We start from the raw sequence: 17,978 nt of genomic DNA, 5'->3' as shown, positions 1-17,978 counted from the left end.
CAGGGCGGCTCCGAAAGGGGTGAGCATCGCGAGTCATTCTTATGTACTCCGATGCGCGCCAGTTGCTGTGCGCTGACCGTTTTCCAATTCGCTGCGCCGCCTGTGCCTGACCTGTTCTTACAGCAAGGCGTGGGCGGCTTTTCATTTTAGGGAGATTTCATGGTTCGTAAGGCGCTTCTTACCGCACTGCTGCTGGCTGCTGCATCACAGGCCCAGGCTGATTATCAGTGCAGTGTTAATCCTCAGGATGATGTGATCATCAAACCGCAGAGTGTGCAGGTGGTGGGCACTAACGGTAATCTTGAAATCTCACCGCAGGGCGATGTGACCTTTAACGGGCAGAAAGCCAACGTGGATAACGCCACGCGTCAGAAGGCCATCGACTATCAGAATGCGTTACGCCGTGATTTGCCGTGGGTTGATAACGGTGCATCAACGCGTCTGGAGCGCAGCCGCGTAGCGCTGGATAAAGTGATTGTGGAAAAGCTCGGTGCCAACAGCAACGTGCGCAATCGTCTGACCAAACTGGATGGACAGCTAAAGCAGCAGATGAACCGTATCATTGAGCATCGCCCGGATGGTTTGACCTTCCACCATCAGGCGATTGATCAGGTGCGCGCCGATGGCGAAAAGCTGGTGCAGAGCACGCTGGGCGGCATTATGCAGGACAGCCTGAACGAGATGGGCAGCAGCCAGGCCGCGAGCGGTAGCAATCCCCTGCAGGCGATTATGGGCAACCTTGGCGGTTTGCAGCAGGCGGTTCAGGCGGAATGGAATAAGCAGGAACAGGACTTCCAGAATTTCGGTCATGAGGTGTGTAATCGCGTGACGGATCTGGAAGCACAGCGTAAAGGTTTGGTGCAGAACGTTAAGTAAGTTGTGTCGCGGCCTTCGAAATGGCCTCGTCGTGAGGACAGCGAATGTCTTCGTGAACGGGGTCACTTCAGCAGGTGCGCCGCTGTGCACGGGCGGCTTAGCCGCTTTGATTGCCTGGTTGCGAAGCCGTTTTGAATTAGCCGCCGCCTTGAATGTCAGGGGGGACGGCTAAGCCTTTTTGAACACTAAGGGGGGCTCAACATAGGGGCGGCTCAGTGCAGCTTCGTGCTTAGGTTTGAGCGTGTTGGCTCTGGCCTACATAAACAGTTCAAGCAGCGAATTCAGGAACAACTTCCCTTTCTCGGTTATCTGCCACTGCTCTGTGGTTTCCACCACGTAACCCGCTTTGATCGCTTCATCCATCTGCGCACGGATCACTTGCTCATCCAACCCGGTATAGCGGCTGAAATCTGCACGCGGTGCGGCTTCCAGCAGACGGAAGCGGTTCATAAAGAACTCAAACGGCTTGTCATCGTTCTCCACGTTGTGCTGCTTGTCGAGATACTTACCTTGCATAAAGCCGCGCGGATGACGGGTTTTCACCGTACGCACAATTCTGCCATCCGGTTGCGTCAGTTTGCCGTGGGCACCACAGCCGATGCCAAGGTAATCACCAAAGCGCCAGTAGTTGAGGTTGTGTTCGCAGCGATAACCCGGCTTGGCATAGGCTGAAGTCTCGTACTGCTGATAACCAGCGGCACTTAGCAATTCATGGCCTTGCTCATAGATATCCCACAGCGAATCGTCATCCGGCAATACCGGCGGACGCGAGCTGAACATCGTATTCGGTTCGATGGTTAGCTGATACCACGACAGGTGCGGCGGATTCAGCGCAATCGCCTGACGCAAATCGTCCAGTGCCTCTTCCAGTGACTGATCGGGCAAACCGTGCATCAGATCGAGGTTAAAGCTGCGCAGGCCAAGACCGGCGGCGAGATGGGCGGCACGTATCGCTTCATCAGGGCCGTGAATGCGCCCTAAGCGCTCCAGCTTCTGCGGGCTAAAACTCTGCACGCCAATCGAAATACGGTTAATACCGGCTTTCTGGTAGCCGCTGAAGCGAGCCGCTTCCACGGTGCCCGGATTGGCTTCCATGGTGACCTCTGCATCGGCCGCCAGCGGCAGGCGCGCACGCACGCCATCCATCAACATTTGCATGGCGTTGCTGCTGAGCAGGCTCGGTGTGCCGCCGCCGATGAAGATGGTGCGCACTTCACGGCCAGCGGTAAGCGGCAGGTCCTGTTCAAGATCGCTGAGCAGGTGCTGCACATACTCGATGTGCGGCACCTCGCCTTTTAACGCGTGAGAGTTGAAATCACAGTACGGGCACTTCTGTACACACCACGGAATGTGGATGTACAGGCTTAACGGAGGTAACTCAGGCATCGCGCATCGCATCCAGTAACAGCGTCAATGCTTTGCCACGGTGAGAAACAGCACGCTTTTCATCTTTACTCAGCTCTGCTGCGGTTTTGCCCAGTTCAGGAACATAGAAAATCGGGTCGTAACCAAAGCCGCCTTCACCTGCGGCTGCACGGGTAATTTCACCCGCCCAGCTGCCGTGGAACACCAACGGTGTCGGATCTTCAGCATGACGCACATAAACCAGCACACAGTGGAACTGCGCCTGACGTTGCCCCTCCGGCACATTTTCTAACGCGACCAGCAGCTTATCGAGATTTTGCTGATCGCTGGCGTCTTCACCGGCATAGCGCGCAGAGTAGATACCTGGCGCGCCGCCGAGCGCATCCACCGCCAGACCAGAGTCATCGGCAATCGCTGGCAAGCCAGTGATCTGCGCCGCATGGCGCGCCTTAAGAATGGCATTTTCAATAAAGGTCAGGCCGGTTTCTTCCGCTGACTCAACGCCCAGCTCGGTTTGTGCCACGATATCGAGGCCGAAGGCCGCTAACAAATCGGCCAGTTCACGAACTTTGCCCGGATTACCGGTGGCGAGTACAACTTTTTGCATAACAGTTCCAGATTAACGAATTACAGCAAATACCAGAGACCTGGGAACAGGTCCATGCCGAGGAAATTCAGCGCGTACAGCACCAGAATCACAATCATGGCAGAGAAATCGATGCCGCCCATGGCAGGCAGAATACGGCGAATCGGTGCCATCAGCGGTTCAGTCAGCTGAATCAACACGTAATCAATCGGGCCACGTCCCTGGCTGATCCAGCTCATTAATGAACGAATGATAATCACCCAGAACACCAGATAACCGGCGGATTTCACCAGTGACAGCAGGCCGACTAATAGATTGGTGGGATCCACGGAGAACACGCCAACCTGAATTAACAGTAGCACCGGGTATTTTAGGGTGGTCAGTACAAAGGCCAACACCAGCGAGGCCGTGTCAATCGGGCCTATTGCTGGCAGCACGCGACGCAGCGGCTTGATAATCGGCTGTGTAATCTTCACCACAAACTGTGACAGCGGGTTATAGAAATCACAGCGTGACCACTGCATCCAGATGCGCAGCAGCAATACCATCACGTACAGGTCGATCAGCGTTTTGACTAAAAACGTCATTGTTAACATGAGGTTCCTCAATTATTGTTGTGAAGGTCGCGCATAATCCCGCGCGCCAAATACGGCGGTGCCAATACGCACCATGGTGCTGCCTGCGGCGATTGCCGCATCCATGTCGTCGCTCATTCCCAGAGAAAGCGTATCGACGTCAGGGTAATTCTGTTGCAGGGCGCGAAACGCGTCAGCCATCTGCTGACATACCGCGAACTGTCGATCGTAATCAGGCTCCGGCGCCGGGATCGCCATCAATCCGCGCAAGCGCAGACGTGGCAATGCGGCTATCTGCGCCGCCAGCGCCGGAATCGCCTCCAGCATGATGCCAGATTTGCTGTTCTCGTCACTGATATTTACCTGAATTAACACGTTAAGCGGTGGTAACGCTGCCGGACGCTGATCGTTCAGACGTTGTGCGATGCGTTCACGATCCACGGTGTGACACCAGGCAAAATTCTCCGCCACCAGGCGGCTTTTATTGGATTGCAGCGGCCCGATAAAGTGCCACTGCAGATCAGGATGTGCGGCCAGCTCAGCCACTTTTTCAACCCCTTCCTGTACGTAATTTTCACCGAATGCCTGCTGACCCGCAGCAATCGCTTCTGCGACTGCGCTCGCAGGTTTGGTTTTGCTCACTGCAAGCAGAGTAATTTCTTCTGGCGCGCGGCCGCAGCGTGCAGCGGCAGTGGCGATACGCTCACGCACTTGCTGTAGGTTGTGCTCAATGGAAGTCATAGTCAGGAGAAGTTAAATGGATTTGGATGAAGTTGTGGCCCTTAGTGTAAAGCATAACGCCGCCGATCTGCACCTTTGCAGCGGACATTTACCGCACTGGCGACGGCAAGGCGTGCTGGAGCCGATCCCACATCAAACCGCATTGGATGGTGACTGGCTGGAAACCTTCTTGCAACAGTGGCTCAGCGGCGTGCAGCAGGATGAGCTGGAAGCGAGCGGGCACGTTGATTTTGCCATCACCCTGGAAAGCGGCGTGCGTTTGCGTGCCAACCTGTTTATGCAGCGCCACGGTTTATCGCTGGCGCTGCGCTTGATTGCCAGCCAGGCACCCAACATCAACCAGTTGCAACTGCCCGATGTGGCACAGCAATTGTTGCAGCTGGAAGAGGGGCTGATCTTAATCACGGGTGCCACCGGCAGCGGTAAATCCACCACGCTGGCGGCGATGGTGGACAGCCTCAATCGCGAACAGGCACGCCACATTATTACGCTGGAAGATCCGATTGAGTTTGTGCATCACAGCCAGCGCTCGTTGATACAGCAGCGGGAAGTGGGCGCACACACGGCGTCATTCCAGCAAGGATTGAAAGCGGCGCTGCGCGAAGACCCGGATGTGATTCTGCTGGGTGAGCTACGGGACAGCGAGACCATTCGGCTGGCGCTGACGGCGGCAGAGACCGGGCATCTGGTACTGGCAACGTTGCACACGCGCGGTGCCACGCAAGCGGTGGATCGGCTGGTGGATGTGTTTCCTGCCGAGGAAAAAAACCTGGTGCGCACCCAGCTGGCGGGCAGTTTGAAAGCGGTGCTGGCACAGCGTTTGGTGCCGGCAAAAAATGGCGGTCGGATTGGCTTGTTCGAGGTGCTGGTGGCCACGCCTGCGGTGGTCAATTTAATCCGCGAGGGCAAGATGCATCAATTGCCTGGCGTGCTGCAAACCGGTGCGCAGGCAGGGATGCAGACGTTCGCGCAGAGCGAACAGGCACGTCAACAGGCGGGATTGATTTGAGTGTGTGTGAGTCGATTAAAAGGGCGGGATTGATTTGCCAGGTGCGCATTCATGCGCACCTGGATTTTATTCAATGCGTGTCGAACCAGTCTTCCAGAATGATCACCGCCGATTGTGAATCGACCTGACCTTTCTGCAATGCACGGAAGCCACCGCGTTCAAACAGGTCGGCGCGCGCTTCCACGGTGCTTAACCGCTCGTCCTGCAGCTCAACGCGCACGCCAAATCGGCCATGAATGCGATTGGCGAACTTGCGGGCGCGATCGGTTAACGGCTGCTCGGTGCCGTCCATGTTCAACGGCAAGCCCACCACCACGTAATCAGGCTGCCACTCTTTCAGTAGCTTCTCAATCAGCTTCCAGTCTGGTGTGCCGTCTTGCGCTTTAAGCGCGGTCAGAGCGCGTGCGGTGCCGGTCAGCTGCTGGCCAACAGCCACGCCGATGCTTTTGGTGCCGAAATCGAAGCCCAGTAAAGTTTCACTGGCCATCAGGCGTGCCCTGCGTCGCTGGTCATATTATGAATATCAATGCCCATGCTGCGCGCGGCTTCGCGCCAGCGTTCGGCGATTGGCGTCTGGAACAGAATATTGCTGTTCGCCGGGGTGGTCAGCCAGGCATTTTCCAACAGCTCGTTCTCCAGCTGATCTTTCTCCCATGCGCAGTAACCTAACGCTACCAGCACGTTATCAGGCTGTTCTGCGGTGCCGATCGCTTCCAGCACATCCCGTGAAGTGGTGATCACGGTGTTATCAGAGATACGGATACTGGAAGAGTAAATTTTCTGGGCCGAGTGCAGGATAAAGCCGCGATCTTCCGCCAGCGGGCCGCCAGCGAACACCGGCTTGTCCAGCTTAATGGCAGGGTCACGTTCTGTTGGGCTGATTTTAAGTTTCTTCAGAATGCCTTCGACCGTCAGGTTTTCCATCGGCTTATTCACGATCAAGCCCATGGCGCCATCTTCATTGTGCTCGCAGATATACACCACCGAGCGTTTGAACAGCGGGTCCTGCAGCGACGGCATCGCAATCAAAAAATGGTGCTGTAAATTCATTCTCACTCGTATACCAAAAATAACCGGCGCGGCCGCAGCCACGTCGGTTTTGGGTTCTCACGGCGCTTACACGCCGTTGACATCAGCCCAGGCGTTTCTCAATGGCATCCATCAGCATGCCGGTGATCGAGATCGGGAATGCAGCCTCGATTTCACGCACGCAGGTTGGGCTGGTTACGTTAACTTCGGTGAGTTTATCACCAATGATGTCCAGACCGACAAAAATCAGCCCTTTAGCTTTCAGCGTTGGACCCACGCGACGGGCGATTTCCCAGTCGCTATCACTCAACGGGCGTGCTTCACCGCGGCCACCCGCTGCAAGGTTACCACGGGTTTCGCCACCCTGTGGGATACGCGCCAGGCAGTAAGGCACCGGCTCACCATCCACCACCAGCACGCGTTTATCGCCATCTTTAATCGCTGGCAGATAGTTTTGCGCCATGCAGAAGTTCTGGCCGTGGTTGGTCAGGGTTTCGGTGATGACGCCAAAGTTCGGGTCGTCCTGCTTCACGCGGAAGATCGAGGCACCGCCCATACCGTCCAGCGGCTTCAGGATCACATCACCGTGCTCCTGCCAGAAGGCACGCAACTGCTCTTTGTTGCGGGTCACCAGCGTATCTGGCGTCAGGTCGGCGAACCACGCGGTGTAAAGCTTCTCGTTACAGTCACGCAGGCTCTGCGGTTTGTTGACGATCAATGTGCCTTGCTCTTCTGCACGTTCCAGCAGGTAGGTGGCATAGATGAATTCGGTATCGAACGGCGGATCTTTACGCATCAGCACTACGTTGAGATCGGCCAGCGGGATGACCTGCTCACTGCCGAACTCGTACCATTTGTCGTAGTTTTGCTCCACGCTCAGCAGGCGCGTGCGGGCGTAGGTCACGCCACCGCGCAGGGAGAGATCGCCCATCTCCATGTAATGAATTTCGTAACCACGGCGCTGTGCTTCCAGCAACATGGCGAAGCTGGTGTCTTTTTTAATGTTGATGGACGAAATTGGGTCCATAACGATGCCAAGCTTAATCATTATTCTCTCCTCAAAGGGGGATTTTCTTGCCCCGTTCCGTGACAGCGCTGCGGCTTTTCACGTGCGTAGTTTTACAACCCGAAAGTATCCCTTAACCGAGGTCACCAAACCTCACCTGAAGTGCCGTAATGGCCGTGAGCGCAGTGGTTTCTGTGCGCAGCACGCGTGGGCCTAACAAAATATCGGTGAAACCCTGCTGCGCCGTCATGGCAATTTCGTCTGCTGAGAGACCACCTTCCGGACCAATCAGCAGGCGAACACGTTCAACCGGCTGTGGCAGGGTGTTAATACTGTGGCTGGCACGTGGATGCAGATTGAGCTTTAAACCACTCTCCTGCTCAGCACACCAGGCTTCCAGCGTCATCGCTTCACGGATTTCCGGCACACGATTACGGCCGCACTGTTCGCAGGCGGCAATCGCAATTTTTTGCCATTGCTGAATCTTTTTCGCCAGTCTTTCAGCATCCAGCTTTACGCCGCAGCGCTCCGAAAACAAGGGTGTAATCACGTTCACGCCGAGTTCGATCGATTTCTGGATGGTGAATTCCATTTTTTCGCCGCGCGACATCACCTGCCCAAGATGGAGATGGAGCGGAGATTCACGGTCATCAGGCTGACTGGCAAGGACCCTTACTTTTACACGCTTTTTATCAGCCTGGGTGATTTCGGCGTTAAAAGTCAGATTACTGCCATCAAACAGCTCAATTTGTTGACCGGCGGTCATGCGCAGCACGCGCCCGACGTGGTTAGCGGCATCTTCATCGAGGAAGACTTCACTGTTAACTTCAAGAGGTTCGGGATGATAAATGCGAGGTATGCGCATGCGGTTCCTGCCAGCGTTATGCCGTGTCATCGGACACGGCCCAATCGGAAAAAAGCTAGTGTAGGGTAGCGCTTTTAGCGCTGGCAAGCCTGTTGTACATAGGGATTGTGATTTCCCTGCACCTGCGCGATGCGGTTGTCGCGTTCGCACTCCCATTGGCTTACCGGATATTGCTTGTTCCAGGCGGTAAACAACTGAGTCTGCTGGCGTGACAGACGCAGCTGATACTGGTCACGCATGTAGAAGTAGGTGCGGGCGATGGCGCCGCGTGCACGCTCGGGTGGCTGCGCCAGCTTCTGCTTGAAATCGACTTTCATTGCGCACTGACCATATTGCGCGTCGCCGCCATTCCACTGACTGTACTGGAAATTATTGCGATCGCCATTCACTTCACCAATCGCTGGCTGCAGATTATGCAGGTCGCTTTCAATGCGGCGATAATCGGCATCTTTACTGCAGTTTTTACGACCGCCGTTTTGCCAGCACTGGCGCTGATGGCCGAACTCCCATGCCGGCATCACATGTTCCCACTCAATACGTTCAGCGCGATTGGTATTTTTACGGACGCTGTAGCCGCAGCTACTGAGATCGGGCACGCCTTTCTTGCCGTGCCAGCTGATTTTGCAGCCGCAGTAAAATTCTGCCGGGGCATCGGCATTGATCTGCGCGGCGACCACTTTGGCCTGCTGGAAGTTATTTTGATTGTAGTGGGTAATGCTGAGGCTGAAGGCGCTAATGGGGGCAACTAATAAGGAGAGTAACAACAGCGTTTTGCGAGACATATTCCAAAAATTACCTGATGCGTAAAAAGGCGGCAGGGTAGCAGAATGGCGCAGGATGGGATATCAGATAAACGGATTAACCTGCTGAAAATTCACCAGGTTGAAGCAGAGTACCGCATTGCACGCAGCGGTATTCACTTTCACCCCGTAACACGCGGTTGTGACGGCGCACGGTGAGCTGGTGCTGCTGACAGCGGCAGCGATAGGGGAAGGTGTTGCTGCGCACCGAGGCGATTTCGAACTGATGGGTACGACGCGCGGGAACGCCGAGCACGCTCTCCATCATCCACTTCCACTCTTTGCCGTGCGGCGGCACGCGACCAAAGGTTTTCCATACCAGCAGGTGCGCCAGCTCGTGCGGCACCACCTCATCCACAAAGGCCTGCTGATTCTCCAGCAATAGCACCGGGTTAATGCGAATCTCCCATTTCTCCAGGCAGGCCGTACCGGCAGCGGTACCGCGCTGCTGATACACCAGCTTCGGCTCGTCATAGTGACGCTCCAGCTTTTCATTGGCGAGCTGCAAATGGTGACGCAACGAGCGCATCACGGCTTGTTGCAGGGCAATGGGAAGGCGAGGTGTTTTCATGCCGGGCAGGATAACCTGGTACGCACAAATGCGCACCTGACGAAACGCACAAAAAAAGGGCCGCCAATCGGCAGCCCTTCGTATCGCTTATCGACCTTATTGCTGGCCGATATCGCGCAGTTTTTTGCCTTTCATCAGGTTGCGCTCAATGTGTTCCAGCGAGACGTTTTTGGTCTCGGGAATCAGCGCCACGGTCAGCAGGATAAAGAACACGTTCAGACCTGCGTACACCCAGAAGGTCGGCGCGTTGCCCAGTGTGTTGAGCATGGTCAGGAAGGTGGCACCGACGATCATGTTGGCAATCCAGTTGGTTGCGGTCGACACGGTGATACCAAAATCGCGGCCTTTCAGCGGCTGAATTTCTGAGCACAGTACCCAGATCAACGGACCCGCAGACATCGCAAAACCAACGATGAACATCAGCAGCATGGCGACAGCAAAGTACTGTGCGGATGCAGAGTTGATGCCGATGTGCAGCATGGTACCGAGGATACCCATACCGGCAGCCATCACGATGAAGCCCAGCACCAGCGTCGGTTTACGGCCCCAGCGATCCACCAGGCCAATCGCAATAAAGGTCGCCAGTACGTTGACCAGACCGACAATGACGGTGCCCCACATCTGCTGAGTGGTATTAGCGAAGCCCGCAATCTCAAAGATTTTTGGCGCGTAATACATGATGACGTTCATACCAGTGAACTGCTGCATCACCTGCAACAGCACACCCAGGAACACCGCACGGCGGAAGTTACTGTTGCTCTGGAACAGCTGCCAGCCAGACTGTTTGATCTTCAGGCTTTCACGAATCTCATCCAGTTCACGTTTAGCTTGTTCGCTGGTATCACGCAGACGAGCCAGCACGCGTTCTGCACTGCGGAAATCGCCTTTCGCCGCCAGCCAGCGTGGGCTGTTTGGCAGGAAGAATACGCCCACCAGCAGCAGCACTGCCGGAATGGTGATGATGCCCAGCATCCAGCGCCATGCGCCAGCGTCACTGAAAGCGGTATCAGACAGATACGCGCCAAGGATACCGATGGTGATCATCAACTGATACAGAGAAATCATGCTGCCACGAATCTTTTCCGGTGCGATTTCAGAAAGATACAGAGGAGCAGTGTAAGACGCGACACCCACGGCCAGGCCGAGCACCACACGTGCAGCAATCAGCATGTCCGGGCTAACCGCCATGGCTGACCACAGTGAACCGATCACGAACAGAATCGCACCCGCCATCAGGCTCTTTTTACGGCCGAGATGTGAAGACATCCAGCCGCTACCAATCGCACCGACAGCCGCACCGAACATCATTGAGCTGACAATCCACTCTTGCTCATGTGCAGTCACGTTGAAATCTTTGGCGATGAAGGGCAGGGCACCAGCGATAACGCCGATATCCAGACCAAATAGCAGGCCGGCCAGAGCCGCTAAGAAGCAGACAAACAAGGTCATCATCTTGTTCGACGTTCTGCTCTTATGAGTATTACCAGGCATAATGCCTCCGAAGTTTATCTATCATTGTTTTTATCAATGTTATGAAACCTGCCGACGGAAAAAAGTGAGGATGATCACATCAGTGTAATCGGTTACACACACTGAAACCCTGCAATCCAGCATTTTCCGCCTGAAGTAGTTACGTAACCAGTAAGGTATAGCACCCTTTAAGTTTCTGACATCTCTCTAAATATCGGCTATCAGACGACGCTGAAAATAACGCATTTTAATGCGAATAACTACGCTGAAAATTCTCTAAATGACAGATTACAAAAGGTTTTCAAAATGTAATCGTTAACACTTTGTTGTAAACAGAGAAAATGAAGTGTAGACGGCGGGGAAAAATGTGCTGGCTGGTTAACGGGCGAGGTATCAGAAGACATGAAGAGCCCCACTCATGAGGGAGTGTTGGGCAAACCATTGCAGTTTTGATGAGTCGACAGCACGGGCAGTTAAAAAAATGCCAGTCAGGTTTAACTGGCTGGCATGACGCAATAAGCGGACCCTATACAGAGAACGACGGGGTTAATTAATTGAATAACTCAGGGAGTACGGGCCGGATTTGTTTTCCATGCCGTATACCTTACCGCTGTAATCAACATGTATCCTGTCGCCATCTACCGCAACAGAGGATATTGTTCCACCCCCTGTCAGGAATGGGAATTCTGCGTTTAGCGCCTTCACATCGGCGCCGCCTGTATTATGAAAGTAATAACGGAAAACAGTTGGCACTGTTGCCCCACCATCATTGTTTTGCGTAGTGTAAAGCCATAGTTCCGCACTGACCTGCCGCACACTCTGAAGTGAATCATTCGCGCGGGGATCTGGTTGATAAGTAAACCAAACGAAAGCCAATAGCATGATCGTGAGTAGCCAGTGGATACCATTAATAACCGTTCTGGCGCGCATAATCGATGCCCTCCCGGATAGCACGTTGGTCTTCGGGGTCATCACCATAAGGCGGGCCACCTCGCCAGTTTCCCCATTCAGGACGTGAAGTTCCGGCACGAGACTGCGCCCATCCGGCTCCCATGAGTAAAATCTCAGCTGGAATACCCGCTGCAGTACCCGTCGCACCAAAGTTAAAGTTACCAAATGCGGCCCAGTACGGATCAAATTGTTTGTAATCCCATGGTCCACGCCTGCGAACTTTTTGGTAGAACCAGTAATACGTTTGCGGCAATGCCATGTTGCATCCATAGCCGCGACTGCGTGCTTCTCTCATATTGTTTTGTAAGATCTGAATTGCGCCGCTGGGGGCAATGCCAGGTGGTGATGCCATATCCAACTCCCTTTGCATTTTCCATGTTATTAGTGTGGGATTGTGTAATAAATAGAAACAACATAAAAGGTCGCCACGGGCACAATTGCGGGCAGTTAAGGATTAGCTGAAAGAGTGGCCCTGTCCGTACGAAGAACCATCACCGGGTCACATTTTTAAACGGACAAATGACGTTAGCTCGAAAGTTTGGATGGTGAGTCTGTTGGGAAGACAGCAACAAAAAAATGCCAGTCAGACTTAACTGACTGGCATTACTATTTAAGCGGCTTGTTTTTCGCTTAAGCGGGCTAAATTACAGGCCCGCAGCCTCACGCAGTTGAGCAGCTTTATCCGTCTGCTCCCACGGGAAGTGTTCGCGACCAAAGTGACCGTAAGCCGCGGTCTCTTTGTAGATAGGTTTCAGCAGGTCCATCATCTGAATCAGGCCGTAAGGACGCAGGTCGAAGAACTCACGTACCAGCAGGGTCAGCTGTTCGGTAGGGACCTTCTCAGTACCGAAAGTTTCCACCATGATGGAGGTTGGCTCAGCCACGCCAATCGCGTAAGAAACCTGAATTTCGCAACGGTCAGCCAGACCTGCCGCGACGATGTTTTTCGCGACATAGCGCGCTGCGTAGGCAGCAGAACGGTCAACTTTAGACGGGTCTTTACCAGAGAACGCACCACCACCGTGACGCGCCATACCGCCGTAGGTATCAACGATGATTTTACGACCCGTCAGACCGCAGTCGCCCATTGGGCCGCCGATCACAAAGCGACCGGTTGGGTTGATGTGGTATTTGGTGCTGGCATTCACCCACTCAGCAGGCAGTACCGGCTTGATGATCTCTTCCATCACCGCTTCACGCAGATCGGCTGTCGAAATTTCTTCAGCGTGCTGAGTTGACAGTACAACCGCATCGATACCGACAATTTTGCCGCCATCGTACTGGAAAGTGATCTGGCTTTTCGCATCCGGACGCAACCACGGCAGTGTACCGCTTTTACGCACTTCAGCCTGACGCTGCACCAGACGGTGCGCATAGGTCACCGGAGCGGGCATCAGCACGTCTGTTTCGTTGGTGGCATAGCCAAACATCAGGCCCTGGTCGCCTGCGCCCTGTTCCAGCGGATCGCTACGGTCAACGCCCTGGTTGATATCAGGAGACTGCTTGCCAATCGCGCTCAGTACGGCGCAAGAGTTTGCATCGAAGCCCATATCGGAATGGACATAGCCGATTTCACGTACGGTATTACGGGTGATCTCTTCGATATCAACCCATGCGCTGGTGGTGATTTCACCGCCAACCAGCACCATACCGGTTTTAACGTAAGTTTCGCAGGCCACGCGTGCTTTAGGATCCTGTTCGAGGATCGCATCTAACACGGCATCGGAAATTTGGTCAGCGATTTTATCAGGATGTCCTTCTGATACGGACTCAGATGTAAATAGGTGTTTAGCCATTCTGTTCTTTACCTTACAAATGGTTTGAATTCGACTGCATAGCGTAAGTGGACCAGGCCAACTCGACGCCCCTTCAGGCAAAGCCGCGAGCAGTAGGGAGTATGGGCGCATTCGCCGACACCGCCTGGATGTTAACCAGTTTAGATGGAAAACCATCTGGACGGCTATTCTAGGTCACACAGTGAGCACTTTTCCAGTGCTTTTTCGGATTCCGCACGTTTACGCAAGTGGGCAGATGGAAGAAATTCCTGACACCTTCCACAGAATCCAGACAAAGATTTTGCTTTTTCACCCTGCAGACTGTATAAAACGCCGCTGCTGTCGACCACAGTACAAAAGGATGACGCCACCGTGCGTCGCGCCGTCAGAGCTGTTCTCTGATTTTCACCCAGGCCGTTTCTCGTTTGCTGTTTGCAGGCGTTGGAGGTGATAAAAGTAATGAACCACACTTCTCTTCTTCCCGGTTCACTGCGCTCTATGTGCGCGCTGGCAATCCTATCCCAATCCAGTTTTATTCTTTTCTCTCGTCGAAGTTTTGCGCGTTGCGGTAATTATCCCGACACGAGCGCCGGCTAAGCTATTCCCTCATTTCTGTCACTGTGTTTCACTCGTCTTACGCGGTACAAGCGTTGGCTTTTGGCCCGTTTTTTACTGACTGCGGCGTGGTGTTTTACACTTAGAGTCAGCAACGTGCACGGCAACCCGATAATCGGAGCTCAGCAGGATGGGGAAATGTTTACCCGGACTCACAACAGCAAGACCCGGCAACTGTTTCATATTTCAACGGAAAATTGAGGTTCGCGATGTCTGACGACATGAAGAATATCAAGGGTTCGTCAGCTGGCGAACAGGGTGTACTCCGCTCCATGCAGGAGGTGGCGATGAACGATCAGGAAGCAAGCAGAATGCTGCGTACCTACAATATTGCCTGGTGGGGTAATAACTATTATGACGTCAACGAGCTGGGCCACATCAGCGTGTGCCCGGATCCGGATCAGCCGGAAGTGCGCGTTGACCTGGCGAAACTGGTCAAAGAGCGTGAAGCCGATGGCCAGCGTCTGCCTGCGCTGTTCTGCTTCCCGCAGATTTTACAGCATCGCCTGCGTTCGATTAACGCCGCCTTTAAACGTGCGCGCGAATCTTACGGCTATAAAGGTGACTACTTCCTGGTTTACCCAATCAAGGTTAACCAGCATAAGCGCGTAATCGAGTCGCTGGTGAACTCCGGTGAACCACTGGGTCTGGAAGCCGGTTCGAAAGCGGAGCTGATGGCAGTGCTGGCGCACGCCGGTAAAACCCGTTCCGTGATCGTCTGCAACGGCTACAAAGACCGTGAATACATTCGCCTGGCGCTGATCGGTGAGAAGCTCGGTCACAAAGTTTACCTGGTCATCGAGAAGATGACTGAGGTTCGCCTGGTGCTGGAAGAGGCGGAACGCCTGAATGTGATCCCGCGTTTGGGGATTCGTGCGCGTCTGGCATCGCAAGGCTCCGGCAAATGGCAGTCGAGCGGTGGCGAGAAGTCTAAATTTGGTCTGGCGGCGTCGCAGGTATTGCAGCTGGTGGACATCATGCGCAAAGCCGGTCGTCTCGATAGCCTGCAACTGCTGCATTTCCATCTCGGTTCGCAGATGTCGAACATCCGCGACATCGCCACCGGCGTGCGCGAATCGGCGCGCTTCTATGTGGAGCTGGCGAAACTCGGCGTCAACATCAAATGCTTCGATGTCGGCGGCGGTTTGGGCGTCGATTATGAAGGTACGCGTTCGCAGTCTGATTGTTCGGTGAACTACGGCCTGAACGAATACGCCAACAACGTGATTTGGGCGATTGGCGATGCCTGTGAAGAGAACGGTCTGGAGCATCCAACGGTCATCACGGAGTCAGGTCGTGCGGTGACGGCGCACCACACCGTATTGGTCTCCAACATCATTGGGGTTGAGCGCAACGAATTCAGTACGCCAGTGGCACCGGATGTGGATTCACCGCGTCCGATTCAGAGCCTGTGGGATACCTGGCAAGAGATGCACGAGCCGAACGTCCGTCGTTCGCTGCGTGAATGGCTGCACGATAGCCAGATGGATTTGTTCGATATCCATACTGGCTACTCTTCCGGCACCTATGATCTCGGTCAGCGCGCCTGGGCAGAGCAGCTCTATTTGAGCATTTGTCACTATATCCAGCAGCATCTGGACCCAAGCAACCGCGCGCACCGTCCAATCATTGATGAATTGCAGGAGCGCATGGCGGATAAGATTTACGTCAACTTCTCGCTGTTCCAGTCAATGCCGGATGCATGGGGTATCGATCAGCTGTTCCCGGTGCTGCCGCTGGAAGGGCTGAACAAGATCCCTCAGCGTCGTGCGGTGTTGCTCGACATCACCTGTGACTCCGACGGCACCATCGATCACTACGTGGATGGCGACGGTATTGCGACTACCATGCCGATGCCAGAGTACGACATTGATAATCCGCCGATGCTGGGCTTCTTTATGGTGGGCGCGTATCAGGAAATCCTCGGCAATATGCACAACCTGTTTGGTGATACCGAAGCGGTTGACGTGTTTGCCTTCCCGGATGGCAGTGTAGAAGTGCAGTTGTCAGATGAAGGCGATACCGTGGCGGACATGCTGCAATACGTGCAGCTGAACCCGAACGATTTGATGACGCTGTTCCGCGATCAGGTTACCCGGCAGCATGATATCGACGAAGACCTGCGCGCGCAGTTCCTCGAAGAGTTTGAAAGCGGTCTGTATGGATACACTTATCTCGAAGATGAGTAATCGTTAATGCGCTTAGCGGGCCCTGGTCAGGGCCCGTTTCATTCCCCTGCCATTCTATTTTCTTATTCCTTCTTTATTTATTTAAAATGTGATGAAGATCATCTTCAAAGAATCTTAACCTTGCGTTTTAAACTCGCGCTTTAAATACGTCTTTTCTATCTCCTTTATTTTCATTCATTAAGCCAAAAGCACACAGTGTCGCGCGTCTTAATACCCTTCCATTAACTACTGATTTCGTAAGGATTAGGTAGCCTGACTGTTATGTTTTTCTTGCAATGTATAATCAAAATTTAAACATTAAGAGTTGAATAGTACCGGTTAGAAATTGAGTTTATTGGAATCTTTTGGAGCTAATTAATTCCAGAAGAAAAAACTGCATTTTAGGACAAAAATAAACTACCACAATTGTTGACTTAATTTTTATGATTTAAAATCAATTGTTTATATTTTTTTAGATCTGTCAAGGTTAGCGGTAAGTTAAATTTTTCTAGGAATTATCTGATCGTTATCTGAAATTAAAAGAAATTCACTCACGAAATTGATAGTTTTAAACGATTAAAGCTGAGGTCGGCATTTACTAAAATCTATTTTTCAAACTGTAAGGTGTGCGTTAGGCTTCAGTTAAGGTGTTAAGTTTTATCGATGTTTCCCTTACCTCTCACATGAGTAATCCTGACAATTCAGGAGTATCAGTTAGTTGCAGAAGGGACCGTGAAATGAGCAATCAACCCGAATACATTTTTTTGTTAGAACCGGTTCACGACATCACCGGGGAGTTGATTGCATGGGAGTTGCTTACACGATTCTCAGATGATGCAGATATTAATAATAAGCGTAACCCTTGCAGGGACGAAGGGTTCTTCAGTCGGCTTCCTGCTGACGAGAAATGGCAGTTATTCCTCCACCAGATCGGAAAAATTATTCAGCTATACCAGAAAGGGTTTGATCAGATAGTCAGTGTAAATGTGGATAGAGATATCGTCGCCGGTATTTTCGAAGATGCTGAAATACAAAAAAAACTGGCGAAACTGACGTTGTTGCGTTTAGAGATATCCGCCTTCTTTACCGCGCGCTTTAACAGCGCAGACCTGCTGATATTAAAAGGTGTCGCGAAGGTGACACACGCCCCTTTATGGCTTGATGACTTTGGTCCGGGTTATTCCAATCTGACCATGCTTGATAGCGGAATATTTGAAATCGTCAAGATTGACAAAGAATTTTTTTGGCAATTTGGCGACGGTCTCATTTTTGACACGCTGCTTAGCCACCTCAACCAATTATGCAAAGGCGTGATTGTTGAGGGCGTTGAAAGCCAATCACACCTCGACCTGCTCGCGCACAAAGCAGTCTACGGTATGCAAGGCTATCACTGGCAGAGTGTCTATCTGAATGATTTTATTAAGCAATCCTGAATTGGCATGGGTTCGGCCAGGACAGTCGGGGGCAGATAAAATGTCTCACAATGGGTTTGTTGCATTCAACTTGATTTGTGCTCGCCCACTAGAAAATAGAGACATTTCCCCCTTTGTTCCGCTGAAAAATAAACCCAACCCTC

The 17,978-nt window shown here is 53.0% G+C and carries 18 protein-coding genes; 4 read left to right on the top strand and 14 right to left on the bottom strand.

The genetic code is table 11. From position 1 onward, the window contains the following. Positions 1-159 precede the first annotated feature (159 nt). Entirely contained in the window at positions 160-876 is a 717-nt protein-coding gene (locus VI01_RS07910; protein WP_045814705.1) for a DUF2884 domain-containing protein, read from the top strand. A gap of 255 nt (positions 877-1,131) precedes the next feature. On the opposite strand, the gene hemW is transcribed toward VI01_RS07910, so the two are convergent. Genes hemW through VI01_RS07890 form a run of 4 tightly spaced genes read right to left on the bottom strand, consistent with a single transcriptional unit; the run spans position 1,132 to position 4,143 of the window. After that, positions 1,132-2,262 carry a radical SAM family heme chaperone HemW gene (gene hemW / locus VI01_RS07905; protein WP_045814704.1) on the bottom strand — a complete coding sequence of 377 codons (1,131 nt, stop codon included), beginning with the start codon at positions 2,260-2,262 and terminating at the stop codon, positions 1,132-1,134. Continuing rightward, on the bottom strand, positions 2,255-2,848 hold the full coding sequence (locus VI01_RS07900; protein ID WP_045814703.1) for an XTP/dITP diphosphatase: 594 nt from the start codon (positions 2,846-2,848) through the stop codon (positions 2,255-2,257). The genes hemW and VI01_RS07900 overlap by 8 nt, the downstream gene beginning before the upstream one ends. A gap of 20 nt (positions 2,849-2,868) precedes the next feature. Then, a complete protein-coding gene (locus VI01_RS07895) occupies positions 2,869-3,423 on the bottom strand; it encodes a YggT family protein (RefSeq protein ID WP_034823271.1) in 555 nt (184 codons plus the stop codon). Positions 3,424-3,435: 12 nt separating this feature from the next. Next, entirely contained in the window at positions 3,436-4,143 is a 708-nt protein-coding gene (locus VI01_RS07890) for a YggS family pyridoxal phosphate-dependent enzyme (RefSeq protein WP_045814702.1), read from the bottom strand. 16 nt (positions 4,144-4,159) lie between these two features. Here VI01_RS07890 and VI01_RS07885 point away from each other — a divergent pair, with 16 nt between their 5' ends. Beyond that, positions 4,160-5,152: a type IV pilus twitching motility protein PilT gene (locus VI01_RS07885; RefSeq protein WP_045814701.1), complete on the top strand. Its 993-nt coding sequence runs from the start codon at positions 4,160-4,162 to the stop codon at positions 5,150-5,152. Between the two features lie 70 nt (positions 5,153-5,222). On the opposite strand, the gene ruvX is transcribed toward VI01_RS07885, so the two are convergent. The 10 genes from ruvX to metK form a co-directional block, all read right to left on the bottom strand. Next, a complete protein-coding gene (gene ruvX, locus VI01_RS07880; protein ID WP_034823268.1) occupies positions 5,223-5,639 on the bottom strand; it encodes a Holliday junction resolvase RuvX in 417 nt (138 codons plus the stop codon). Continuing rightward, on the bottom strand, positions 5,639-6,202 hold the full coding sequence (locus VI01_RS07875) for a YqgE/AlgH family protein (RefSeq protein ID WP_038644910.1): 564 nt from the start codon (positions 6,200-6,202) through the stop codon (positions 5,639-5,641). Before VI01_RS07875 ends, ruvX begins: the two co-directional genes overlap by 1 nt. Before the next feature lie 82 nt (positions 6,203-6,284). Next, entirely contained in the window at positions 6,285-7,229 is a 945-nt protein-coding gene (gshB, locus tag VI01_RS07870) for a glutathione synthase (protein WP_045814700.1), read from the bottom strand. 91 nt (positions 7,230-7,320) lie between these two features. Next, complete coding sequence (gene rsmE, locus VI01_RS07865; RefSeq protein WP_038644914.1) at positions 7,321-8,052, bottom strand: 16S rRNA (uracil(1498)-N(3))-methyltransferase; 732 nt, start codon at positions 8,050-8,052, stop codon at positions 7,321-7,323. A gap of 74 nt (positions 8,053-8,126) precedes the next feature. Next, entirely contained in the window at positions 8,127-8,834 is a 708-nt protein-coding gene (gene endA, locus VI01_RS07860; RefSeq protein WP_045814699.1) for a deoxyribonuclease I, read from the bottom strand. A gap of 76 nt (positions 8,835-8,910) precedes the next feature. Beyond that, positions 8,911-9,423 carry a SprT family zinc-dependent metalloprotease gene (locus VI01_RS07855; protein WP_045814698.1) on the bottom strand — a complete coding sequence of 171 codons (513 nt, stop codon included), beginning with the start codon at positions 9,421-9,423 and terminating at the stop codon, positions 8,911-8,913. Between the two features lie 96 nt (positions 9,424-9,519). Next, positions 9,520-10,914: a sugar porter family MFS transporter gene (locus VI01_RS07850; RefSeq protein WP_045814697.1), complete on the bottom strand. Its 1,395-nt coding sequence runs from the start codon at positions 10,912-10,914 to the stop codon at positions 9,520-9,522. A gap of 525 nt (positions 10,915-11,439) precedes the next feature. After that, positions 11,440-11,823: a hypothetical protein gene (locus tag VI01_RS07845; RefSeq protein ID WP_045814696.1), complete on the bottom strand. Its 384-nt coding sequence runs from the start codon at positions 11,821-11,823 to the stop codon at positions 11,440-11,442. Next, entirely contained in the window at positions 11,801-12,196 is a 396-nt protein-coding gene (locus VI01_RS07840) for a polymorphic toxin type 44 domain-containing protein (RefSeq protein WP_045814695.1), read from the bottom strand. The genes VI01_RS07845 and VI01_RS07840 overlap by 23 nt, the downstream gene beginning before the upstream one ends. Before the next feature lie 292 nt (positions 12,197-12,488). Beyond that, positions 12,489-13,640, bottom strand: coding sequence for a methionine adenosyltransferase (gene metK / locus VI01_RS07835; RefSeq protein WP_045814694.1), 1,152 nt, complete (start codon positions 13,638-13,640; stop codon positions 12,489-12,491). 803 nt (positions 13,641-14,443) lie between these two features. Between metK and speA the strand changes: the two genes are divergently transcribed. Next, positions 14,444-16,423, top strand: a complete 1,980-nt coding sequence (gene speA, locus VI01_RS07830; protein ID WP_045814693.1) for a biosynthetic arginine decarboxylase — start codon at positions 14,444-14,446, stop codon at positions 16,421-16,423. 716 nt (positions 16,424-17,139) lie between these two features. Beyond that, entirely contained in the window at positions 17,140-17,835 is a 696-nt protein-coding gene (locus VI01_RS07825) for an EAL domain-containing protein (RefSeq protein ID WP_045814692.1), read from the top strand. Positions 17,836-17,978: the final 143 nt, after the last annotated feature.

Origin of the sequence: Pantoea sp. SM3 (genome assembly GCF_000963995.1) — a bacterium.
Taxonomy (GTDB): Bacteria; Pseudomonadota; Gammaproteobacteria; order Enterobacterales; family Enterobacteriaceae; genus Pantoea; species Pantoea rwandensis_B.
The sequence above is the reverse complement of the archived record's forward strand: the minus strand, read 5'-3'. Positions and strand labels throughout refer to the sequence as shown.